The organism is Chitinophaga fulva (assembly GCF_012927205.1).
Taxonomy (GTDB): Bacteria; Bacteroidota; Bacteroidia; order Chitinophagales; family Chitinophagaceae; genus Chitinophaga; species Chitinophaga fulva.
The window spans coordinates 2514529-2531160 of record NZ_JABBGC010000001.1 but is presented as its reverse complement, the minus strand read 5'-3'; the positions used below and the strand labels follow the sequence as shown (position 1 = coordinate 2531160).

Sequence of the window (16632 nt, the reverse complement as noted above, 5' to 3'; positions counted from 1 at the left end):
GTATCCACTCCGGGCCTTTTTATTGACTATATAACGGCCTGCACCGGCAGATAGCACCTATTAGCGATTCACCCGACATTTTTGTAATTTTAGTACAATTAAAGCGCTCCATTTATGAAAAAACTATCCTTACTGCTGCTGACACTGGGCAGCGCACTCGGGCTGCACGCACAAACAGCGCCGTGCTGCCATACAGACGCCGTGACAGAATTTACCGGGCTCGCCAACCGGGAAGACTTCCGGATGGCACACAAGGACCCGCTCCCCTACACCTACCAGGGAACCGCCGGCACGGAAGTGAGCTTCCCGGCACCTGATGGTAAAACAGCCTACGGTTTTCTGTTTAAAGCAAAGAAGCCTACCGACAAATACCTGTTTGTATTCCAGGAATGGTACGGCCTGAATGACTACGTAAAAAAGGAATCCGAAAAACTTTACAACGACCTCGGCGGCTCGGTGAACGTACTGGCAGTAGACATGTACGACAAAGTAGTGGCCACCAACCGGGAGGAAGCAGCCAAAACCATGCAGTCGGTACCCAGGGAACGGCTGAAAGCGATCATGGAAGGCGCCCGCAATTATGCCGGCAAATCGGCAAATATTGTAACGCTGGGCTGGTGCTTCGGCGGCGCTATCGCACTGCAATCAGCCCTGATCAATGGCGACAGGAACATGGGTTGTGTGATGTATTATGGTATGCCGGAGAAGGATGTGAATGCGCTGAAACAGCTGCATGGTCCGGTATTGGGGCTGTTCGCCAATAAAGACAAAGGCATCACCCCACAGATCGTGGACGAGTTTGAGCAAAACATGAAAAAGGCAGGTAAAACGTTAACGGTTAAACGTTATGATGCAGAACACGCCTTCGCTAACCCCAGTAACCCTATTTACAACAGCGAAGCTACCAAAGACGCCTATACGCATACCATCGCCTTTCTGAAGCAAAGGTTCAAATAATCATTTAGTGATTTTTTGATTTACGATTTTTTGATTTAAAAAAGACCATGCATACTTTAAATCAAAAAATCGTAAATCAAAAAATTTCAACATCTTATATAGCTCCCAGGCGCAGCAGCAGCTCTTTCGATTTCTTCACCCCTTCTTCCTCTGACAGGCGGTTGCCTTCATACTCAATACCGATATAGCCATCTTTATATCCTGCATCTTTTACGATTTGTAACATACGTTTGTAGTCGATGGTTGTTTCATTACCGGCATCATCAAAGTCATACGTTTTAGCGCTGACACCTTTGGCAAAAGGCATCAGCTCCTTCACCCCTTCATAGCGGTCATATTCTTCAAGGCAGGTAGTTTTGGCCCATGCTTCCGGCGTATTGTTTTCCGGTTTGCTTCTTTTGATACAGAAATTGCCCAGGTCCGGCAAAGTGCCGCAATTAGGCATGTTCACTGTTTTCATGATATTGCTTAACCATTTGCCGTTAGAAGAGAAACCACCGTGGTTTTCCACGATCACATTGATGCCGTGTTCCTTTCCGAAACCAGCCAGTTTGGTCAGTGACTCGATAGCTGCTTTAGCTACTTCTTCCGCTTTACCTTCACCAGCCGCATTTACGCGGATAGCGTGGCAGCCGAGGAGTTGTGCCGCTTCCACCCATTTGTAGTGGTTTTCCACCGCCTGCATACGTTTTTTAACATCGAGGTCGCCCATTTCTCCTTCCCCGTCGCACATGATCAGGACATTGCGCACACCATTGTCATCGGCACGTTTTTTCATGTCGAGGATATAAGGCACGTCTTTCGCTTTGTCTTTAAAGAACTGGTTTACATACTCTACACCGGTTATACCGAATTCATTTTTAGCGCGGGCTGCGAAATCGAGGTGGTTCATTTTACCGGCGAAGAGCGCTTTGTGGAAAGACCATTCCGCCAGGGAGATTTTAAAGAACAGTTCTTTGGCCGTTTCAGTACCAGCGCCGGCTCCCGGTTGAGCGGAACTGTCTTTCGTGCCTTTAGTGGATTTACCTTCATTACAAGCTGCCAGTACAGAAGGCAGGAAACCGATGCCCATCGTATACAGCCCCATTTGGCGCAGAAACTGACGGCGGTTGTTGATGTTACTCATATAACGCGGGTTTTTAAAATTAATGGTGACTAAAAATATTGATTTCAGCGGGGTAAAGCAAGTTTGTTGCCGGAAATGACAAAAAAGCCCGGAGCGCTGGCCCCGGGCAATGTTATGATTGGCAAAGATGATAGTAATCTACTTTTCAAGAAACTGCATGACCTCTCTGATTACCGGCTCCTGGCGCATGATACGGAAATGTCCTTCACCGGTGATACGCATTGCGTGTATGGATGGATACTGTTCCACATAAGCAGTGACCTCCTTCTCGTCCACCAGTGTATCTGTGGTATCGTAAGCGAAGAATATTTTTTCTGCTTTGATCTGATTGATATAACGATGGAGGTCCAGCTCTTCCAGGTCTTCCCGTAGCCGTTTATGTATCAGTTGCCGCAGTGGCGGCATCACTACAGGATGTATGCGGAACAACTGCAAGGCTTCATTAAAAAACACCGGGGCGCTCAGTGCGCAGCTCAGCATGACCAGCCGGGGCACCTGCACCGTTCTGCGGGAAAGTGTCAGTGCAGCGTTTAGTCCTCCCAGTGAGTGCCCTATAATGGCGTACAGCGGGCCTTCCCGGACAATCACCTGTTCCAGCACATGGCTCCATTGCACGAGATTAGTCCGTTTGCCATCCGAATCACCGTGGGCAGGCGCATCGTAGGCTACAACTTCATACCCTTGTTTAACCAGCGTATCGATCAGTTTTTTGAAATGGAACGGACTGCCACCCCAGCCATGCAGCAGCAATATTTTTTTGTCAGCACTCCCCCAGCGATAGGTGGTGATGGTCATTGGCCGTTCATCAAACGGATAACGGGTAACCGTCAGATGGTCCAGCTGTGCCGCGCTGCGCAGTTCCAGATGAGACGAGCGGATTTTAGTGCCGGGCGGCGTACAGTACAGGCGGTAAAACAGGCGGGCTGTAAGCCCCGGAAAGGGTTTACTCATACCGGATAGCAGGAAGGCTGTCATCCGCAATGACAGCGGTAAAACCTGGTGTTGCATGTTTCAGACCGATTGGTTTATTATTTGAACAAAAAAAATCACTGCAGAAGAGGCGTTGCATCATTTACAGTGACGTTTGATTTCCTTTCTTAAAAAATCCAGTACCACCAGCATTTGACGATTGTTGTTCATGATACCGGTGACAAAAATGGCGCCTTCCAGCATGGTGAACATCAACACGGCAAACTTATCTTCATCCCAGTCTTTTTTGAATTCCCCGTTTTCCTTGCCCAGCTGTACCAGCATCCGGATACGCTGTTGAAAATACTGCACCAGCTCCTGCACTTTCTTTTTCAGGATCGGATTGGTATCATCTGCTTCCACGCCGAAATTGAGCATGGGACAGCCACCGGCAATGTCACGGTTGAGCGGAAAACGGGCGTAGTACGAGAACAGGGCTTCAAACTTCGCTAAGGCTGTCGGTTCCGGCCCGGTAACAGCTTTAAGCCGCTGCTTTTCCTGCTCCGCGATGTAATCAAATACCTCCGCCACGATTTCTTCTTTCGAGGAAAAGTTACCATACAGTCCGCCTTTGGCTAACCGGGTAGCTTCCATGATATCACTGATAGCCGTGCCCGCCACACCTTTCTGGTTAAAAATGGGCGCTGCCGTTTCAATGATAAACTGCCTCGTTCTCGCTGCTTTGTTCATGATACTAAAATTAGACCTTTCGGTCTTATTTAGCAAATAAAATAATTTGCGGGTTGGGCGGGGCAATCCCCGAATCACGAAATCCCCGGGCTCACGCCCGGGGCTAAGGTGTTATTTAAAGTCTTTCTAAGTATTAAGTTTAAAGTAAAGGAGCAGGTTTATTTTCAGCGAGCCAGATGACATTCGTTCTTCATCGGAGCAATATTGCTGTAAGCCTGATGCATGGTGCTACCACAAACTATTAACGACCGGTGGCGCCCAGTATGTTATCTACTGCGGTACCGTAGGCAGCACCAATGGGAATGGCCACATTGCGGACATACAGAGAAGTGCGGTCGGCCCGCTCTACCTTATCATTGGCCACAATATAAGAGCGGTGCACACGGGTAAAAAATGTAGCTGGCAAGAGGTCCATGGCTTCCTGCATCGACAGTCGGGAAATCAGCCGGCGGTCTTTCAGGATAAAATTCACATAGTTACCTGCGCTTTCCAGGTATAAGATATCTTCCAGCATAATCTTAAACTGCTCGTACCCGCTTTTAAGGAAAATATAGGCTGGCGCGTCTTTAGGCTGTGGATTCTGCTGCTTCAGCTGCCACAGGCTGTGGGCCTTGTTGCATGCTTTGATAAAACGGATAAGGGAAAATGGTTTCAGCAGGTAATCCACCGCATCCAGTTCAAAACTTTTAACCGCATGTTCGGAGTAAGCGGTGGTAAAGATGGTCATGGGCGGTTGCGGCAGACTGGCAATAAAGTCCAGTCCGGATATATCGGGCATTTTTATATCGAGGAAAAGGAGGTCTACCTTCTCTCTGCTCAGAAACTCCATCGCTTCATAAGCGTTGGTAAAATAGCCTTTCATTTCCAGGAAGGGCACCATGGCAGCGTGATTTTTTATCACGGCCAGGGCCACTGGTTCATCATCAATTGCAATGGCGGCAAGCTTCATAACACTACATTTTCCTGTAACAAGATAGGGATTTACGAAATTCTACCGAGCAACAGGTTCTTGATCTGTTGCCACAGTTGGCGGTAATGCCGGTTTTCACGGCGCTGCCAGTCCTTTACGATGGCTGCAGCTTCTTCGCGGCGTAGTTCCCGGGTGCTTTCAAACACTTCGTCCACAATTTCCTTGTCGGCTGTCAGCGCGGCTTCCTGGTAATGCTGCAGCAGCTCTTTCCCGGCCTCTGTTTCCAGCCTTGCGGCAGCGGTGCTCTGCGTGGTGGCGCTGGCCAGCCTTTCTTCATATTCACCTTTAGGCATCAGTACCTTACTGAGCAGCGGCATAATTTCTATCAGCGTGATGATAAATACGATGAGCCGGTACCGTTGTTGTAAAGCAGGATGCTCGTCGGTTAGCTCGTGCAGGGCTTCTATCTGTGCCAGGAAACCGTCTGTCAGCGTACCCTGGTAGATGGTCTCCTTCAGGCTGTCCACGCTGTGCATAGCGGCCACCTGTACCTGCAACTGTTGCTCTTTAGGCTCCCATTCATGCTTCATGAGCGCCAGTTCTTCTTCTGACTTCATGTAAGCCGATTTTTTTACCCGGGCAATAGAAGACTCCCCTATTCTGCCGGAGCCGCCGGTACCATCTGTTTCTTTGATATAGGCGTCTTTATAAAATTTCAGTTCGCTTTCCTTCTGCTGCAGCTGTTGCCGGCCACGGTCCAGCGACTGCTGCAACTCTGCCCGCTGACCGGCATTCATGGCGGTCACCTTTTTACGATAAGCATCGAGCTTGGTCTGTTTACTCAGTTCCAGTTGAGCCGTAATGTCTTTCTTAAACAACATCAGCACCACGGGCTGCGATATAAAAAGCCCGATGGTAACGGCCAACAATAAACGAAATGCCACCGGCATAAACCGCATATTACCGTTACCCCGGGACATGGCTGCAATCAACGTTCTGTCGATGGACAGAATAGCGAAACCAAAGAATAACGCCAACGCCAGTATGATCATATCATCTTTCACGATGGTGGAGAAAAAATATCCCCATGCCAGTGTGGCAAACATCCAGGTCACGAATACGGAGAGACCGATGATACGGTATCTCTCTCTTTCCGTCCGGCACTCTGCCAGGATATCGGCGTCAGCGGCTGCCAGCCACCACAGGAAGCGGGTGATACCATCCGGCGCAGGCAGCGGTTTTACTTCTTCTTTCGTATTGATATCTTTCTTTAACATCTTATAAGTTAATCTTTAACATCTATTGTCAGGTGTACAAAAAATTCAGTGGTAGTATGCCGTATGCTCAACTCATGGCGATTAGGATACAGCAGTGCCAGTCTTTCTTTCACATTGTTCAGTCCAATGCCCATGCTATCACGTTCAGGATCGTTTTCCGGACGCGGATGCACGCTATTATATACGTCGAAGAAAAGTTGTTCGCTGTTGCAGCTGAGCGAGATCACGATACGAGAGCGGTGACGCAGGCTGATCCCATGTTTAAAAGCATTTTCCACGAACGGGATCAGTAACATCGGCGCTATTTCATGCTGGCACTGGCTATCATCGATATTCACTTCGATCAGGATATCGGGGGAAGACATCACCCGCAACCGCTGAAGATCGATGTAGTTTTGCAGGTACGCCACTTCTTTGTCCAGCGGAATTTTAGTCAGATGGTTATCATGCAGCATAAACCGCATCATGTCACCCAGCTTCTGGATACCTTCGCTGGTGCGGGGCGCCTCTTCCTGTAAAGCAGTACCATACAGGGTATTCAGCGCATTGAACAAAAAGTGGGGGTTGATCTGCGCCCGCAGGAAATCCAGGTTGGCCGCGGAATGGCCCAGTGCCGTTTGCAGTTTCTTCACCGTGGTGACCTGTTTCTGGCGGGATATATACAGGAACCAGGTAACAGGCAGTACCACACCAATACATATCAGCACACCAAAAACGATGATGGGAGCAAATAAACCGGCACCACCATGGCGGATAGCCCGGACAATCAACGCCATGAGGAAGTTCACACCTACTACCAGAAGCGCGATATCCCGGATCAATATCCGCTGGTTGTGATGTCCGAGTTTAAAGTCCGGGATGATTTTATAGTAAAGGATGAAAGCAACACTGACAATGATAGGCCCGAAGTAAAACATGAGCCAGAAAGCATCCCGTGAATCGCTGAAAATAAGCGCCATAATGGCCAGCAGTACCCCGGAGACGATCAATACCTCACGGGCTATTTTCCGGTAGTGGGGATTGAGCAGGAAACGCTCGTGCAGATAGCTGAAATAGGTCTGCTTCACAAAATAATACACCACATACAATACACCACAGAAGATCGTTGTGATGAAAGCTGATTTTGCAAAATGCGTGTGCGCCCCTTGCACCGTCTCATATACGCCCAGCAGGTAACCGTTGTAATAGGAGCCGGCAATCATCATCCCCAGAAAAAATATCAGTCCGGTCAGCAACAGCAACAAAATACCCACTCCCCATTTTTTTTGTTCCAAAAACCGGGGAACGACCACAAAATTCACCATCAGGAAACAGATATATACCAGCACAATACGCGCCATGGACGGCAGTAGGTAATGGATATAATAATCGAACACCTGATCATACTGGGCGAATTTTCGTCCATAAATTTGCTGTAACTCAAACACATTGTAGATAACACTGGGATAGAGCAGGCCAAACAGCAGCAGCAGGGCTAATCCTGATGCCAAACCAAACTCTAATTTCCTGTACTGGTCCATAAGCGGGAATATTTACAGCAATATTAGCTATTGAAAAGGTCCAGCCGGCCAAAATGGGATGAAAAGGCCGGATTATGGGATGAATCCCTGATCTTTTATTATTTTCAGGTCTTCAAATTTACACCTTATGAAAACATCCAGCAGAAGAAAATTTCTTGGTACCGCTGCCGCCTTATGCGCAGGCAGCGCTGCAGCCGCCATGCCACTGCCCGCAGGCAACCATAAATTCCCGATTGTGCATCATGTATTTTTCTGGCTGAAAAATCCAGGTTCCACTGCCGACCGTGATAAACTGGTGGAAGGCATCAAAACACTCTCGCGTATTCCGGCTGTAGGCCAGCTGCATGTGGGTGTTGTTGCCAACACGGAGAAACGGGAAGTGGTAGATGCCAGCTGGGCCGTATCTGAACTGATTTTCTTCCGCGACCTGGCCTCACAGGCAGCTTATCAGACACATCCCATTCACCTCGATTTCGTTAAAAACTACAGTTCACTGTGGGAAAAAGTAGTAGTATACGACGCACAGGAAGTATAAACACCATACAATCATGGCAACAGAATACTGGATGCAGGGCCCTATAGATGGCATCCCTGCTTTATTACAACCGGTGGCCCATACGCTGTTACAAGCCCGGGCTGAAATCAACGCATTGATGAACGGCTTCCCGGAAGACCGGCTATGGGAACAGCCAGCAGGGGTAGCCGCTCCCGGTTTTCATTTACAACACCTGCGGGGCGTGCTGGACCGGGTTTTCACCTATGCGCAGGGACAGCTCCTGTCACCACAGCAGCTGGAGGAACTGGCCGCAGAAGGCAAGCCTGTCGACGGGTCCGCAGCTTTGCTGGAAGCCTTCAACCAGCAGGTGGACAAAGCATTGGCACAGCTGTCGCAGACAGACCCCGCCACGCTGACGGATTTCAGGGGCGTAGGCCGTAAACAGCTGCCTTCCACCGTACAGGGGTTGCTGTTTCATGCCGCCGAGCATACGATGCGGCATACCGGGCAGCTGCTGGTGACGGTAAACGTCATTAAAAAAGGGCTGTAAAACAGCCCTCTTCCTTTGATTATTTTGTTATTGGACTATTTACGAACGGGCAACTGATACACCACATTATCAGTAACCCCTTTCCACTTATCCGTCCGGAAGGGCGCTGCGGGCAGTCCTTCCCGGTTAAAGAGATTACCATCGGCAGCATCATCGGCCCAGTTGTAGCGCACCGCTACCGGGGCCGTCACCTGATCGCTGTATACTTCCACTTTTCCATTCACAATAGCGGCTTTAGCATAATGGAAATGCTGATCAGCGCCGGCTACCTCGAAGCCTTTCAGGTAACCGTAGCGGTCTTTTACTACCAGCCCTGATCCAGGGTCAGTAAAGGATATCAGCGCTTTATTACCGCTGATGTCCATGGATTTGAACGCCGGTCCGGCAGGTACCATCGGTTTGGCATATACGTTTTTCAGCACATTCCAGGCGAGGCGTTTGCCCACGTCCTGTTTGTTTCTGGGATGGATATCATTTCGTTCGCCGATGTCCGTTATAACGGCCATGCCTGTATTAGGCAGCGACAGTGTCATGGCCTGCGCTTCCCTCAGTTCAGCCCAGGTACTGCCATTGTTGCTGTTACCTTCCCCTTCGCCGTGTGTAGCGTCGAAGCTGGCCAGCTGCACAAAATAAAAAGGGAAATCGCCTTGTTTCCACTGGTTGCGCCAATCGGTGATCATCAATGGAAATGATTGACGGTATTGATAAGCACGGCCCGCATTACTTTCTCCCTGATACCAGATAGCGCCTTTGATGCCATAAGGCAGCAAAGGATGTATCATGGCATTGAACAGGCAGGCGGGATAACCATTGGGACCTGTAATAGAATCGATACCCAGTGGTGTGGACATCATCGTCTTGAATGTTTCACTACCGAGGAAACCTTTTTTGCTGATCCAGGCTTCCACCTGTGTACCGCCCCACGAAGTATGTATCAGTCCTATCGGCACCTGCAGGTCGTTATACAGTTCACGTCCAAAAAAATAGCTGACAGCGCTGAAGGTACCCACGTTTTCAGGTGTGGCAGGCAGCCAGCCTGCTGCTGCCACGTTTTCCAGCGGTTCTTTGGCCACCGCTCTTTTTACAGTAAACTCCCGCACCTGCGGGTAATTGGCAGCCTTTATCTCCTCAGCACCCTTACTGGCATCTTTTACATGCCATTCCATATTGGACTGCCCGGAGCATATCCAGACATCGCCCATCATGACATTGTCGTAGCTGATATTGTTTTTACCGTTGATGGTCAGCACGAAGGGGCCTCCGGCCTGTTCCGGCTTCAGTTTCACCATCCATTTGCCATCGCTGCCGGTTTTCACGGACTGTTGCTGCGACTTAAACCGTACGGTGACCTTTTCACCTTTATCGGCCCAGCCCCAGATATAGACGGGTTGGTCGCGTTGCAGCACCATCCCGCTGCCGAAAAATGCCGGTAAGGTAACGTTGGCGGATACACTCTCCGCTATTAATAAACAGGCTGTCAGCAGCCAGGTGGGTTTGATCATGGTCGATAGAAATTTGCGTGCTTTTGAAAGGTAAAAAGTAATAAAAAGAATGTTCCGGTGCAACCCTGACTGGTACAATCAAGGATACTTTATTATTTTTAGTCTACCGGCGGCACAGTCATGTGTTGCCCACAATCAAAACCAGTATCCAAAATCGCAAATTTGCTTTATGAGACATCTTCTTTTATGGCTGGCCGTCAGTCTTATGTGGACCGGCGTACAAGCGCAACAAACACAGAAGCCGCCACTGCACGGAAAGAACTGGATGGCCGTTACCGGCAAGCCGCTGGCAGCCACTGCCGGCGCCATGATTTTCCAGCGGGGCGGTAACGCCGTAGATGCCGCCTGCGCCATGCTGGCAGCTACCTGTACCATGTGGGACGTATTAAGCTGGGGTGGTGAAACACAAGCATTGATCTACAACCCGAAGACAGGGAAAGTGATTGCTATCAATGCATTGGGCGTAGCACCCACCGGCGCCACACCAGCGTTTTTTAAATCCAAAGGGTATGATTTTCCTCCGGAATACGGTCCGCTGGCGGCAGTCACCCCAGGCACCGCAGGCGGCCTCTGTTATATGCTGGCACAGTACGGCACCATGAGCCTCAAAGAAGTGCTGGCACCCGCCATGGACATGGCTTCCGGCTACCCGATAGAAGCGCAGACAGCCAACAGCATAGAACGCGGCAAAAAATATATTCAGCAATGGCCTTACAGCAAAGCCGTCTTCCTGACACATCCCGGTGAAAAAAGAGAAGCGCCCGAAGCAGGGGAAATGTTTGTACAGAAAGACCTGCTGGCCACGCTCTCCAAAATGGTGGAAGCCGAACAGGAAGCACTGAAAAAACATAAAAGCCGCAAAGAAGCCATCATGGCAGCTTACGACCGGTTCTACAAAGGAGACATCGCGAAAGAATTTGTACGTGGTTGCCAGGAACAGGGTGGTCTCATTACCCTCGAAGACCTGGCGCGCTGGAAGCCGATAGAAGAAGCACCGCTGCATGTCAACTACCGCGGTATTGAAGTATACAAATTGCAGGAATGGACACAGGGGCCAATGCTGCTGCAAAGTCTCAATATCCTTGAGAACTTCGACCTCAAAGCGATGGGCTACAACTCTCCGCAATACATCCATACGCTTTACCAGACCATGAACCTCACTTTCGCGGACCGCGATTTTTATTATGGCGATCCGTATTTCAATAAGAACAGGGCTATTGAAGGACTGCTGCATAAAGACTATGCAAAAGCGCGGGCCAAACAAATCCTGCCTGACCGCAACGATGCTGCCGCCGGTCCGGGCGACCCGTATCCTTACATCGGCAAAACCAATCCCTATCTGCATTTCCTCGAAGAGCGCAAAGGTTACATGGATACCACCAACGGCCGTAAGCCCGGTGGTTTTGTTCCCAAACATGATGCGACCACTTTCAGGGCCGCAACCGATATAGACCGGCTGTACGCACAACAAGCTGCAGACAGCGCCTATCACGACCGCCTGTGGCGCGGCACCACCAGCGTAGAAGCCGCAGATAAAGACGGATGGGTAGTATCCATTACCCCCAGCGGCGGCTGGCTACCCGCCTGTATCGCAGGCCGTACCGGTATCGGTATGAGTCAGCGCCTGCAAAGTTTTGTGCTGGATTCCGCTATCTGTCCATTTAACGTCATAGCGCCCGGCAAAAGGCCACGCGTTACCCTTACCCCGTCTATGGCGCTGAAAGACGGTAAACCGTTCCTTTCCTTCGCCGTACAGGGCGGCGATACACAGGACCAGAACCTGTTGCAGTTCTTTCTGAATGTGGTGGATTTTGGCATGACCGTACAACAGGCCACTGAAGCGGCCAATATCAATACCAACCAGTTGTGGCTGTCTCTTGGCGGCAGTAAAGTCAGCGACCGTATGCCCCGGCCGGGAAGCCTTCTGCTCAACAGCAACACACCCGAAAAGACGCGCAGCATACTGGAAGGCATGGGATATCATCTCAGTTTTGAACAACGAACCAGTGGGCCGATTAATGCTATTTACCTGGACCGCAAACATAGTACCCTGTGGGGTGGCAGCAGCAACCATGGTGAAGATTATGGAATTGGCTGGTAATACAACATCGCATAAAAAAAGAAAGGCCTTAAAGGGCCTTTCTTTTTTTATGCGAATCAATTACTTCTGCCATACTTCATGTATCGGTTCCCCTTTGGAGCTTAATCCGCTGTGGTCCCAGGAGTTACCGTCCACTTTGCCTTTGAAGGTGAGTGATGCGCCGACGCGGGAATTATCGCGGGAGAAGAAATCAATTTTCTCCGTATATACCCCATTTTGGAAGGTGTAGGTACCACCGCCGGTACCAAAGAATTCACCGGTATCAGTATTGATAGCCACCCATTGAAAGCGGGTACCGGTAAGGATTTTAACGGTCTTGCGGGCGCCAGGGGTGATCGTATTCATTTTCCCGTCCTGTTCGCGGCCGGTAATCTGCCAGCTGCCGGCCAGCGGACCATCTCCGTTATCAACGCGGGTCCATTCCACGCGTTGGCCACCGCTTTGGTTGGTAAAGAGTTTTCCATCTGCGTAGGAAACGGGCACGGAACCTACCCAACCTATCTGATTACGCTCTTCTGTGTTGAATTCTATTTTTATGGACACATCCTTACTACCATCGGATTTCCAGGTGCCACCCATGGTGTCAATAAAACTGGTGTCCTTATAGCTGGTGATGGAAAAATAATTCGGCGTGATCAGCAGGATGCTGCTCACACCTCCATGATCCGATTTCCAGGCGCCCCGGATGTTGTCCTGTGCTTTCCCGATGGCCGCAAAGGCACACAGGAAGGAAAAAAGAAGGCATAATGTTCTCATACAAGCTATTTTATAGTGAAAAATATAAGCATCTTATGAGGCGCCATCTATCTTTACTTTGTTGCCTTGTTCTGTGCCGTAATGTTTTTCAGTGCGTCCGCTTCCATGCCTGTGTGCGCCAGTATTCCCGTAATGAAGGCTGTTTTCCCTTCCACATAGCTGTCAATATCGTTGGGGTATTTTACTGCCAGTTCCTGTTTGAGCGTACCATACTGCCGGGCCGCCTCGGGATGCTGCCGCAGGTAATTGCGCAGCTGTAAATGGTTTTTCAGACTTACACACCCTTCTACACAAACATACAAATTGTGCGCCGGCCATGAAGTACTGCTGCCATCCAGCGGGGCTGTGTCCGCATTCCTGCCGAAGGCCTCTCTGCCGGGGATGCCCAGATCACCTCTCCAGGTATATCCCAGTTGCTCCAAAATAGCCACTACCGGCAGTAAGCCAGCAGACGTTTGTATGAGAATATCAATATCGATGATAGGTTTTGCTGCCAGTCCGGGTACGGAAGTACTGCCTACATGCTCAACCCCGCTGATCAGATGCCCCAGCTGCGCCCGGTAGATGCCGGCCAGTCGTTCAAAAGTATCAGCCCATTCAGCGGAATAAGGCACTACGGTGATCGTTCTGTTTTCCATGGCTGTAAAGATCCTCAATTTTCCGGTTAGGCCGGCCACTAAAATCCGTAGAAAATAGCTCTCCGGGTGTATACGCCACGATCGAACTGTAGCAGCACCTCATAACTGCCAGCGCCATCACTATTGGTAGCAGCAATATAAAGCCGGTCGTTTTTACGGTCGTAATACACAGTGGTCAGTTCAGGGTTCGGCTGATACAAATCGCGTATAGCCTTGTCCGGTACTACCACGGCACGGTTCCCGATTTGTATGGTGAACGTATTGTATTCACGGGAAGGCAGGCCGCCATCACAGCCATAAAATTGTTTACCGTCTATCTTGTCTACAATCGGATAACCATCGTCAGTTTTACTATGACCTATCTGGTGGGCTTTTTCTACAAATGGCCTGGTCGTAAACATCACGGTCACAGAATCCTGCTGAAACACCATATTAGTGGTACTCTCCTGCCTTACTTTGATTTTGTCAAAAGAGTCTATCATTTTTATACGGGAATTATGCACAAATCCTCCCTGTATTTCACCATTCCGGCGATAATTGATATCAAACCATTCTCCCTGCTTCTCCCACGTATAAACGATTTCGCCATTTGCTACCTTGTCTGCTATTTTCCGGGAGATGCCTGCACCCTCTCTTACATTGGTGTAACCATCCTTGTCCTGTATGATACCAAACTGGGCCTGCGCCTGCATTCCCGCTAACAATAACATCAATGAGCCGATATATTTCATCTTACTGTATTAACGAAAGGTGGAAACTCAACAGGCGTTACCCCCAGCGCCCCTGCCAGTTGATTGATTTTTTCCGGCGTGAGCAAGCTTTTCTGTAAATCCTCCACTTTCAGGTTATGATTACTGCTTTTAAATAAATATGTTTTGAATGGATAGGTGTTCGCCTCCCGGCTGAATGCCTCCCGGCCATTTTCCAACAGCCGCGTGGCAAATGCATCCAGTTGTTCCTTCAGCACCGGGAACAGTGCCTCCAGCTGGCCGAGGCCTTGGTGAAGCTGATCGAGGTACTGTCTGGCTGCCGGTTCTTCTATGTACGCCAGTTTATCCAGCTGCCGCCGGATGGCCGTCAGCTCCATACCAGCCCAGTCTTTCGCCTGCAACACCGGCACCTGCCATTCTTTTTGTGCCACCTTCCAGTAGTCTGTCTCACATTTCACCTGATGCACAATAAAGCCGGGCAGTTCTATCGCGGTGAGATAACCACCATGACAACAACCGGTATCAATACCGTAAGTATTGTTACTGACCTTGATTTGATCGCCGACTACGTGATGCCCATAAATGACCGGTTTTTCACTGGTGTAATGGTCCGACCAATAAGTTCCTTCCGGGTATCTTTTTTCGAGGTATTTTTCGCCGGCGGTAGCGCCGCAAAGCACGTCTTCCCGCTGTGCAGACAGCGGCACACCGTTTTCCAGGGCCGCGTGAACAATGATGGCCTCCGGGGTTTCGAAATAGTAGGGCAATTGCGCCGCCCATTCCAGAAATGCAGGGTACTCCTCTCCCAGTTGCAGTTTCACGATGTCCTGCGCATAGTTGAGCACCCCATTCAGGTGTTTACGTTCATGGTTGCCCATCAACACAACAGAACGGGGCCTGTTCCTGAAATAATGATATACTTCTTTTGATTTATTGCCGCGGTCCACAATATCGCCCAGGGAGATTAACACATGATCGTCTGTAAGGCCAATTTTCCGGGTCAACATCATCAACTCATCAAAGCAACCATGGATATCTCCAATGATAAAATGACGGGCTGTTTTCATACTGTCAGGGATATACGCCGCAAGATACAGTTATTCCTCCAACAACGTCGATTTTTCAAACAGCGTAAGCTGCATGCCTGCCGGGTCTTTCAGACGCGACACCCGGCTCCAGGGCGCTGTTGTGACCGGACTGATGACCTCCGCCCCTGCTGCTGTCAGTGTAGCCGTGGCCGTTTCAATGTCCTTTCCCACATTCAGGGCCAGGCGTACCGGACCGGCCACCCGGCGGCCTACTTCGATAGCATCGATAGTGGCGGCGTGTTTCGCATCAATCAGCTCCAGTGAGGCTTTGCCGGCTTCCAGTATAATACCGCTGCCGGTTTCTTCATTCCACGATTTGGAAACTGGTAATCCAACAGTATCCCGGTAAAACCGGATGATTTCTTCCAGGTTATCGACAGTCAATACAAGACGTAATTCCTTTACTTTCATATGATGATCATTTTAATGATCAAATGTAAAACGGGAGAAAGGGCTGTAAATGGTATAAATAAAGGTTCTTCCGGTACACTGGCAGGTTCGGGTATAAAAATACCGGATTATTTGTCGTATTATGGCAGTCAGTAACCACGTTTTAAGGGAATGGAAAACGAACAATGAAGCCACGGACCGCCGTCAACCCGGTCATGTAAAGTTTCTGTTAAGACTAACGCACGGTAGGAAAATATGCCAGTGGACATACTACTTTTATTTTTTGTTTTTTCTTTAAAGGCGCATCGCAGTTCATGATCTCAGGAAAAGATTTAAAGAAAGAATGGGGGGAATTTGCAACACAGGAAAGCCAGGAGGCTTTCTACAGCATCTACATGCACTATTACCATTACCTGTCTTACCTGGGCCTGAAAAAAGGGTTTGACAGCGAACAGGTAAAAGACATCATCAACGATGTTTTCCTGAAACTGTGGGAAGGCCGGCATAAACTACAGCAGGTAGCACATTTCCATAACTATATCGTGACCATCTTCCTGCGGGCATTGTTCCGGCAGGACAGTCCAGCTATAGACGCCACCGTGATGACAGCAGAAGCGCCCGACTGGCTGCTGTCCGACTCCGCCGAAGAGCAGCTGATAGCAAAGGAACAGAGAGCGCAGCTGTACCAAACCATCAACCGGCAGCTGGAGAACCTTCCATCGCGGCAACGGCAGATGATCTACCAGAAATTTTTCCTCAACCTTTCCTATGCCGAGATAGCCACCGCCAATGGCGTGTCTGTCAACACGGTCTACAATACCATCTACAAAACGCTGGACAAGCTGAAAACCAGTATCAACAAAGAGTTGATCACGGCTTTGATCTACCTTCTTTTTTTCTCTCACATTTTATTTTCTCGCTGAGTAGTGAAAATGATTTTTTTCCTGCTCTA

Annotated in this window: 17 protein-coding genes; 5 read left to right on the top strand and 12 right to left on the bottom strand. The window is 49.5% G+C overall.

The genetic code is table 11. The features are described 5' to 3' along the window. The first annotated feature begins 114 nt into the window (after positions 1–114). Positions 115–957, top strand: a complete 843-nt coding sequence (locus HHL17_RS10535) for a dienelactone hydrolase family protein (RefSeq protein ID WP_169224678.1) — start codon at positions 115–117, stop codon at positions 955–957. 94 nt (positions 958–1051) lie between these two features. On the opposite strand, the gene HHL17_RS10530 is transcribed toward HHL17_RS10535, so the two are convergent. The 6 genes from HHL17_RS10530 to HHL17_RS10505 form a co-directional block, all read right to left on the bottom strand. After that, positions 1052–2083, bottom strand: coding sequence for a sugar phosphate isomerase/epimerase family protein (locus HHL17_RS10530; RefSeq protein WP_169224677.1), 1032 nt, complete (start codon positions 2081–2083; stop codon positions 1052–1054). A gap of 138 nt (positions 2084–2221) precedes the next feature. Then, positions 2222–3091 (bottom strand): alpha/beta hydrolase, encoded by an 870-nt coding sequence (locus tag HHL17_RS10525; protein ID WP_169224676.1) that lies wholly within the window; start codon positions 3089–3091, stop codon positions 2222–2224. A 60-nt stretch (positions 3092–3151) separates the two neighbouring features. Beyond that, a complete protein-coding gene (locus HHL17_RS10520) occupies positions 3152–3742 on the bottom strand; it encodes a TetR/AcrR family transcriptional regulator (protein WP_169224675.1) in 591 nt (196 codons plus the stop codon). Between the two features lie 241 nt (positions 3743–3983). After that, positions 3984–4691 (bottom strand): LytR/AlgR family response regulator transcription factor, encoded by a 708-nt coding sequence (locus HHL17_RS10515; protein WP_169224674.1) that lies wholly within the window; start codon positions 4689–4691, stop codon positions 3984–3986. Positions 4692–4723: 32 nt separating this feature from the next. Further along, entirely contained in the window at positions 4724–5929 is a 1206-nt protein-coding gene (locus tag HHL17_RS10510; protein WP_169224673.1) for a DUF4407 domain-containing protein, read from the bottom strand. Between the two features lie 8 nt (positions 5930–5937). Next, entirely contained in the window at positions 5938–7449 is a 1512-nt protein-coding gene (locus HHL17_RS10505) for a sensor histidine kinase (RefSeq protein ID WP_206155959.1), read from the bottom strand. A gap of 127 nt (positions 7450–7576) precedes the next feature. Here HHL17_RS10505 and HHL17_RS10500 point away from each other — a divergent pair, with 127 nt between their 5' ends. Beyond that, the gene (locus HHL17_RS10500; RefSeq protein WP_169224672.1) at positions 7577–7984 is read left to right on the top strand and encodes a Dabb family protein; all 408 of its coding nucleotides are present in this window, start codon (positions 7577–7579) and stop codon (positions 7982–7984) included. Positions 7985–7997: 13 nt separating this feature from the next. Next, positions 7998–8495 carry a DinB family protein gene (locus HHL17_RS10495; protein ID WP_169224671.1) on the top strand — a complete coding sequence of 166 codons (498 nt, stop codon included), beginning with the start codon at positions 7998–8000 and terminating at the stop codon, positions 8493–8495. A 35-nt stretch (positions 8496–8530) separates the two neighbouring features. Here the strand turns inward: HHL17_RS10495 and HHL17_RS10490 are convergent, their stop codons facing one another. Continuing rightward, entirely contained in the window at positions 8531–9997 is a 1467-nt protein-coding gene (locus HHL17_RS10490) for a sialate O-acetylesterase (protein WP_169224670.1), read from the bottom strand. Positions 9998–10166: 169 nt separating this feature from the next. On the opposite strand from HHL17_RS10490, the gene HHL17_RS10485 reads away from it, so the two are divergent. Further along, a complete protein-coding gene (locus HHL17_RS10485; protein WP_169224669.1) occupies positions 10167–12098 on the top strand; it encodes a gamma-glutamyltransferase family protein in 1932 nt (643 codons plus the stop codon). A gap of 60 nt (positions 12099–12158) precedes the next feature. Here the strand turns inward: HHL17_RS10485 and HHL17_RS10480 are convergent, their stop codons facing one another. Genes HHL17_RS10480 through HHL17_RS10460 form a run of 5 tightly spaced genes read right to left on the bottom strand, consistent with a single transcriptional unit; the run spans position 12159 to position 15701 of the window. Beyond that, positions 12159–12854 carry a membrane or secreted protein gene (locus tag HHL17_RS10480; protein ID WP_169224668.1) on the bottom strand — a complete coding sequence of 232 codons (696 nt, stop codon included), beginning with the start codon at positions 12852–12854 and terminating at the stop codon, positions 12159–12161. A 53-nt stretch (positions 12855–12907) separates the two neighbouring features. Then, entirely contained in the window at positions 12908–13492 is a 585-nt protein-coding gene (locus HHL17_RS10475; RefSeq protein ID WP_169224667.1) for a GrpB family protein, read from the bottom strand. Positions 13493–13530: 38 nt separating this feature from the next. Beyond that, entirely contained in the window at positions 13531–14223 is a 693-nt protein-coding gene (locus HHL17_RS10470; RefSeq protein ID WP_169224666.1) for an SH3 domain-containing protein, read from the bottom strand. Beyond that, the gene (locus HHL17_RS10465) at positions 14220–15269 is read right to left on the bottom strand and encodes a metallophosphoesterase (protein WP_169224665.1); all 1050 of its coding nucleotides are present in this window, start codon (positions 15267–15269) and stop codon (positions 14220–14222) included. The genes HHL17_RS10470 and HHL17_RS10465 overlap by 4 nt, the downstream gene beginning before the upstream one ends. 30 nt (positions 15270–15299) lie before the next feature. Beyond that, the gene (locus HHL17_RS10460; protein WP_169224664.1) at positions 15300–15701 is read right to left on the bottom strand and encodes a VOC family protein; all 402 of its coding nucleotides are present in this window, start codon (positions 15699–15701) and stop codon (positions 15300–15302) included. Positions 15702–15994: 293 nt separating this feature from the next. Between HHL17_RS10460 and HHL17_RS10455 the strand changes: the two genes are divergently transcribed. Next, positions 15995–16603, top strand: a complete 609-nt coding sequence (locus HHL17_RS10455) for an RNA polymerase sigma factor (protein WP_169224663.1) — start codon at positions 15995–15997, stop codon at positions 16601–16603. Positions 16604–16632 lie beyond the last annotated feature (29 nt).

Bases quoted from the DNA above. Each gene is read 5' to 3' on its own strand.
- HHL17_RS10505 (WP_206155959.1), bottom strand. From the start codon at position 7,449: ATGGACCAGTACAGGAAATTAGAGTTTGGTTTGGCATCAGGATTAGCC.
- HHL17_RS10465 (WP_169224665.1), bottom strand. From the start codon at position 15,269: ATGAAAACAGCCCGTCATTTTATCATTGGAGATATCCATGGTTGCTTT.
- HHL17_RS10515 (WP_169224674.1), bottom strand. From the start codon at position 4,691: ATGAAGCTTGCCGCCATTGCAATTGATGATGAACCAGTGGCCCTGGCC.
- HHL17_RS10455 (WP_169224663.1), top strand. From the start codon at position 15,995: ATGATCTCAGGAAAAGATTTAAAGAAAGAATGGGGGGAATTTGCAACA.
- HHL17_RS10510 (WP_169224673.1), bottom strand. From the start codon at position 5,929: ATGTTAAAGAAAGATATCAATACGAAAGAAGAAGTAAAACCGCTGCCT.
- HHL17_RS10495 (WP_169224671.1), top strand. From the start codon at position 7,998: ATGGCAACAGAATACTGGATGCAGGGCCCTATAGATGGCATCCCTGCT.
- HHL17_RS10470 (WP_169224666.1), bottom strand. From the start codon at position 14,223: ATGAAATATATCGGCTCATTGATGTTATTGTTAGCGGGAATGCAGGCG.
- HHL17_RS10485 (WP_169224669.1), top strand. From the start codon at position 10,167: ATGAGACATCTTCTTTTATGGCTGGCCGTCAGTCTTATGTGGACCGGC.
- HHL17_RS10535 (WP_169224678.1), top strand. From the start codon at position 115: ATGAAAAAACTATCCTTACTGCTGCTGACACTGGGCAGCGCACTCGGG.
- HHL17_RS10490 (WP_169224670.1), bottom strand. From the start codon at position 9,997: ATGATCAAACCCACCTGGCTGCTGACAGCCTGTTTATTAATAGCGGAG.
- HHL17_RS10480 (WP_169224668.1), bottom strand. From the start codon at position 12,854: ATGAGAACATTATGCCTTCTTTTTTCCTTCCTGTGTGCCTTTGCGGCC.
- HHL17_RS10500 (WP_169224672.1), top strand. From the start codon at position 7,577: ATGAAAACATCCAGCAGAAGAAAATTTCTTGGTACCGCTGCCGCCTTA.
- HHL17_RS10475 (WP_169224667.1), bottom strand. From the start codon at position 13,492: ATGGAAAACAGAACGATCACCGTAGTGCCTTATTCCGCTGAATGGGCT.
- HHL17_RS10530 (WP_169224677.1), bottom strand. From the start codon at position 2,083: ATGAGTAACATCAACAACCGCCGTCAGTTTCTGCGCCAAATGGGGCTG.
- HHL17_RS10525 (WP_169224676.1), bottom strand. From the start codon at position 3,091: ATGCAACACCAGGTTTTACCGCTGTCATTGCGGATGACAGCCTTCCTG.
- HHL17_RS10520 (WP_169224675.1), bottom strand. From the start codon at position 3,742: ATGAACAAAGCAGCGAGAACGAGGCAGTTTATCATTGAAACGGCAGCG.
- HHL17_RS10460 (WP_169224664.1), bottom strand. From the start codon at position 15,701: ATGAAAGTAAAGGAATTACGTCTTGTATTGACTGTCGATAACCTGGAA.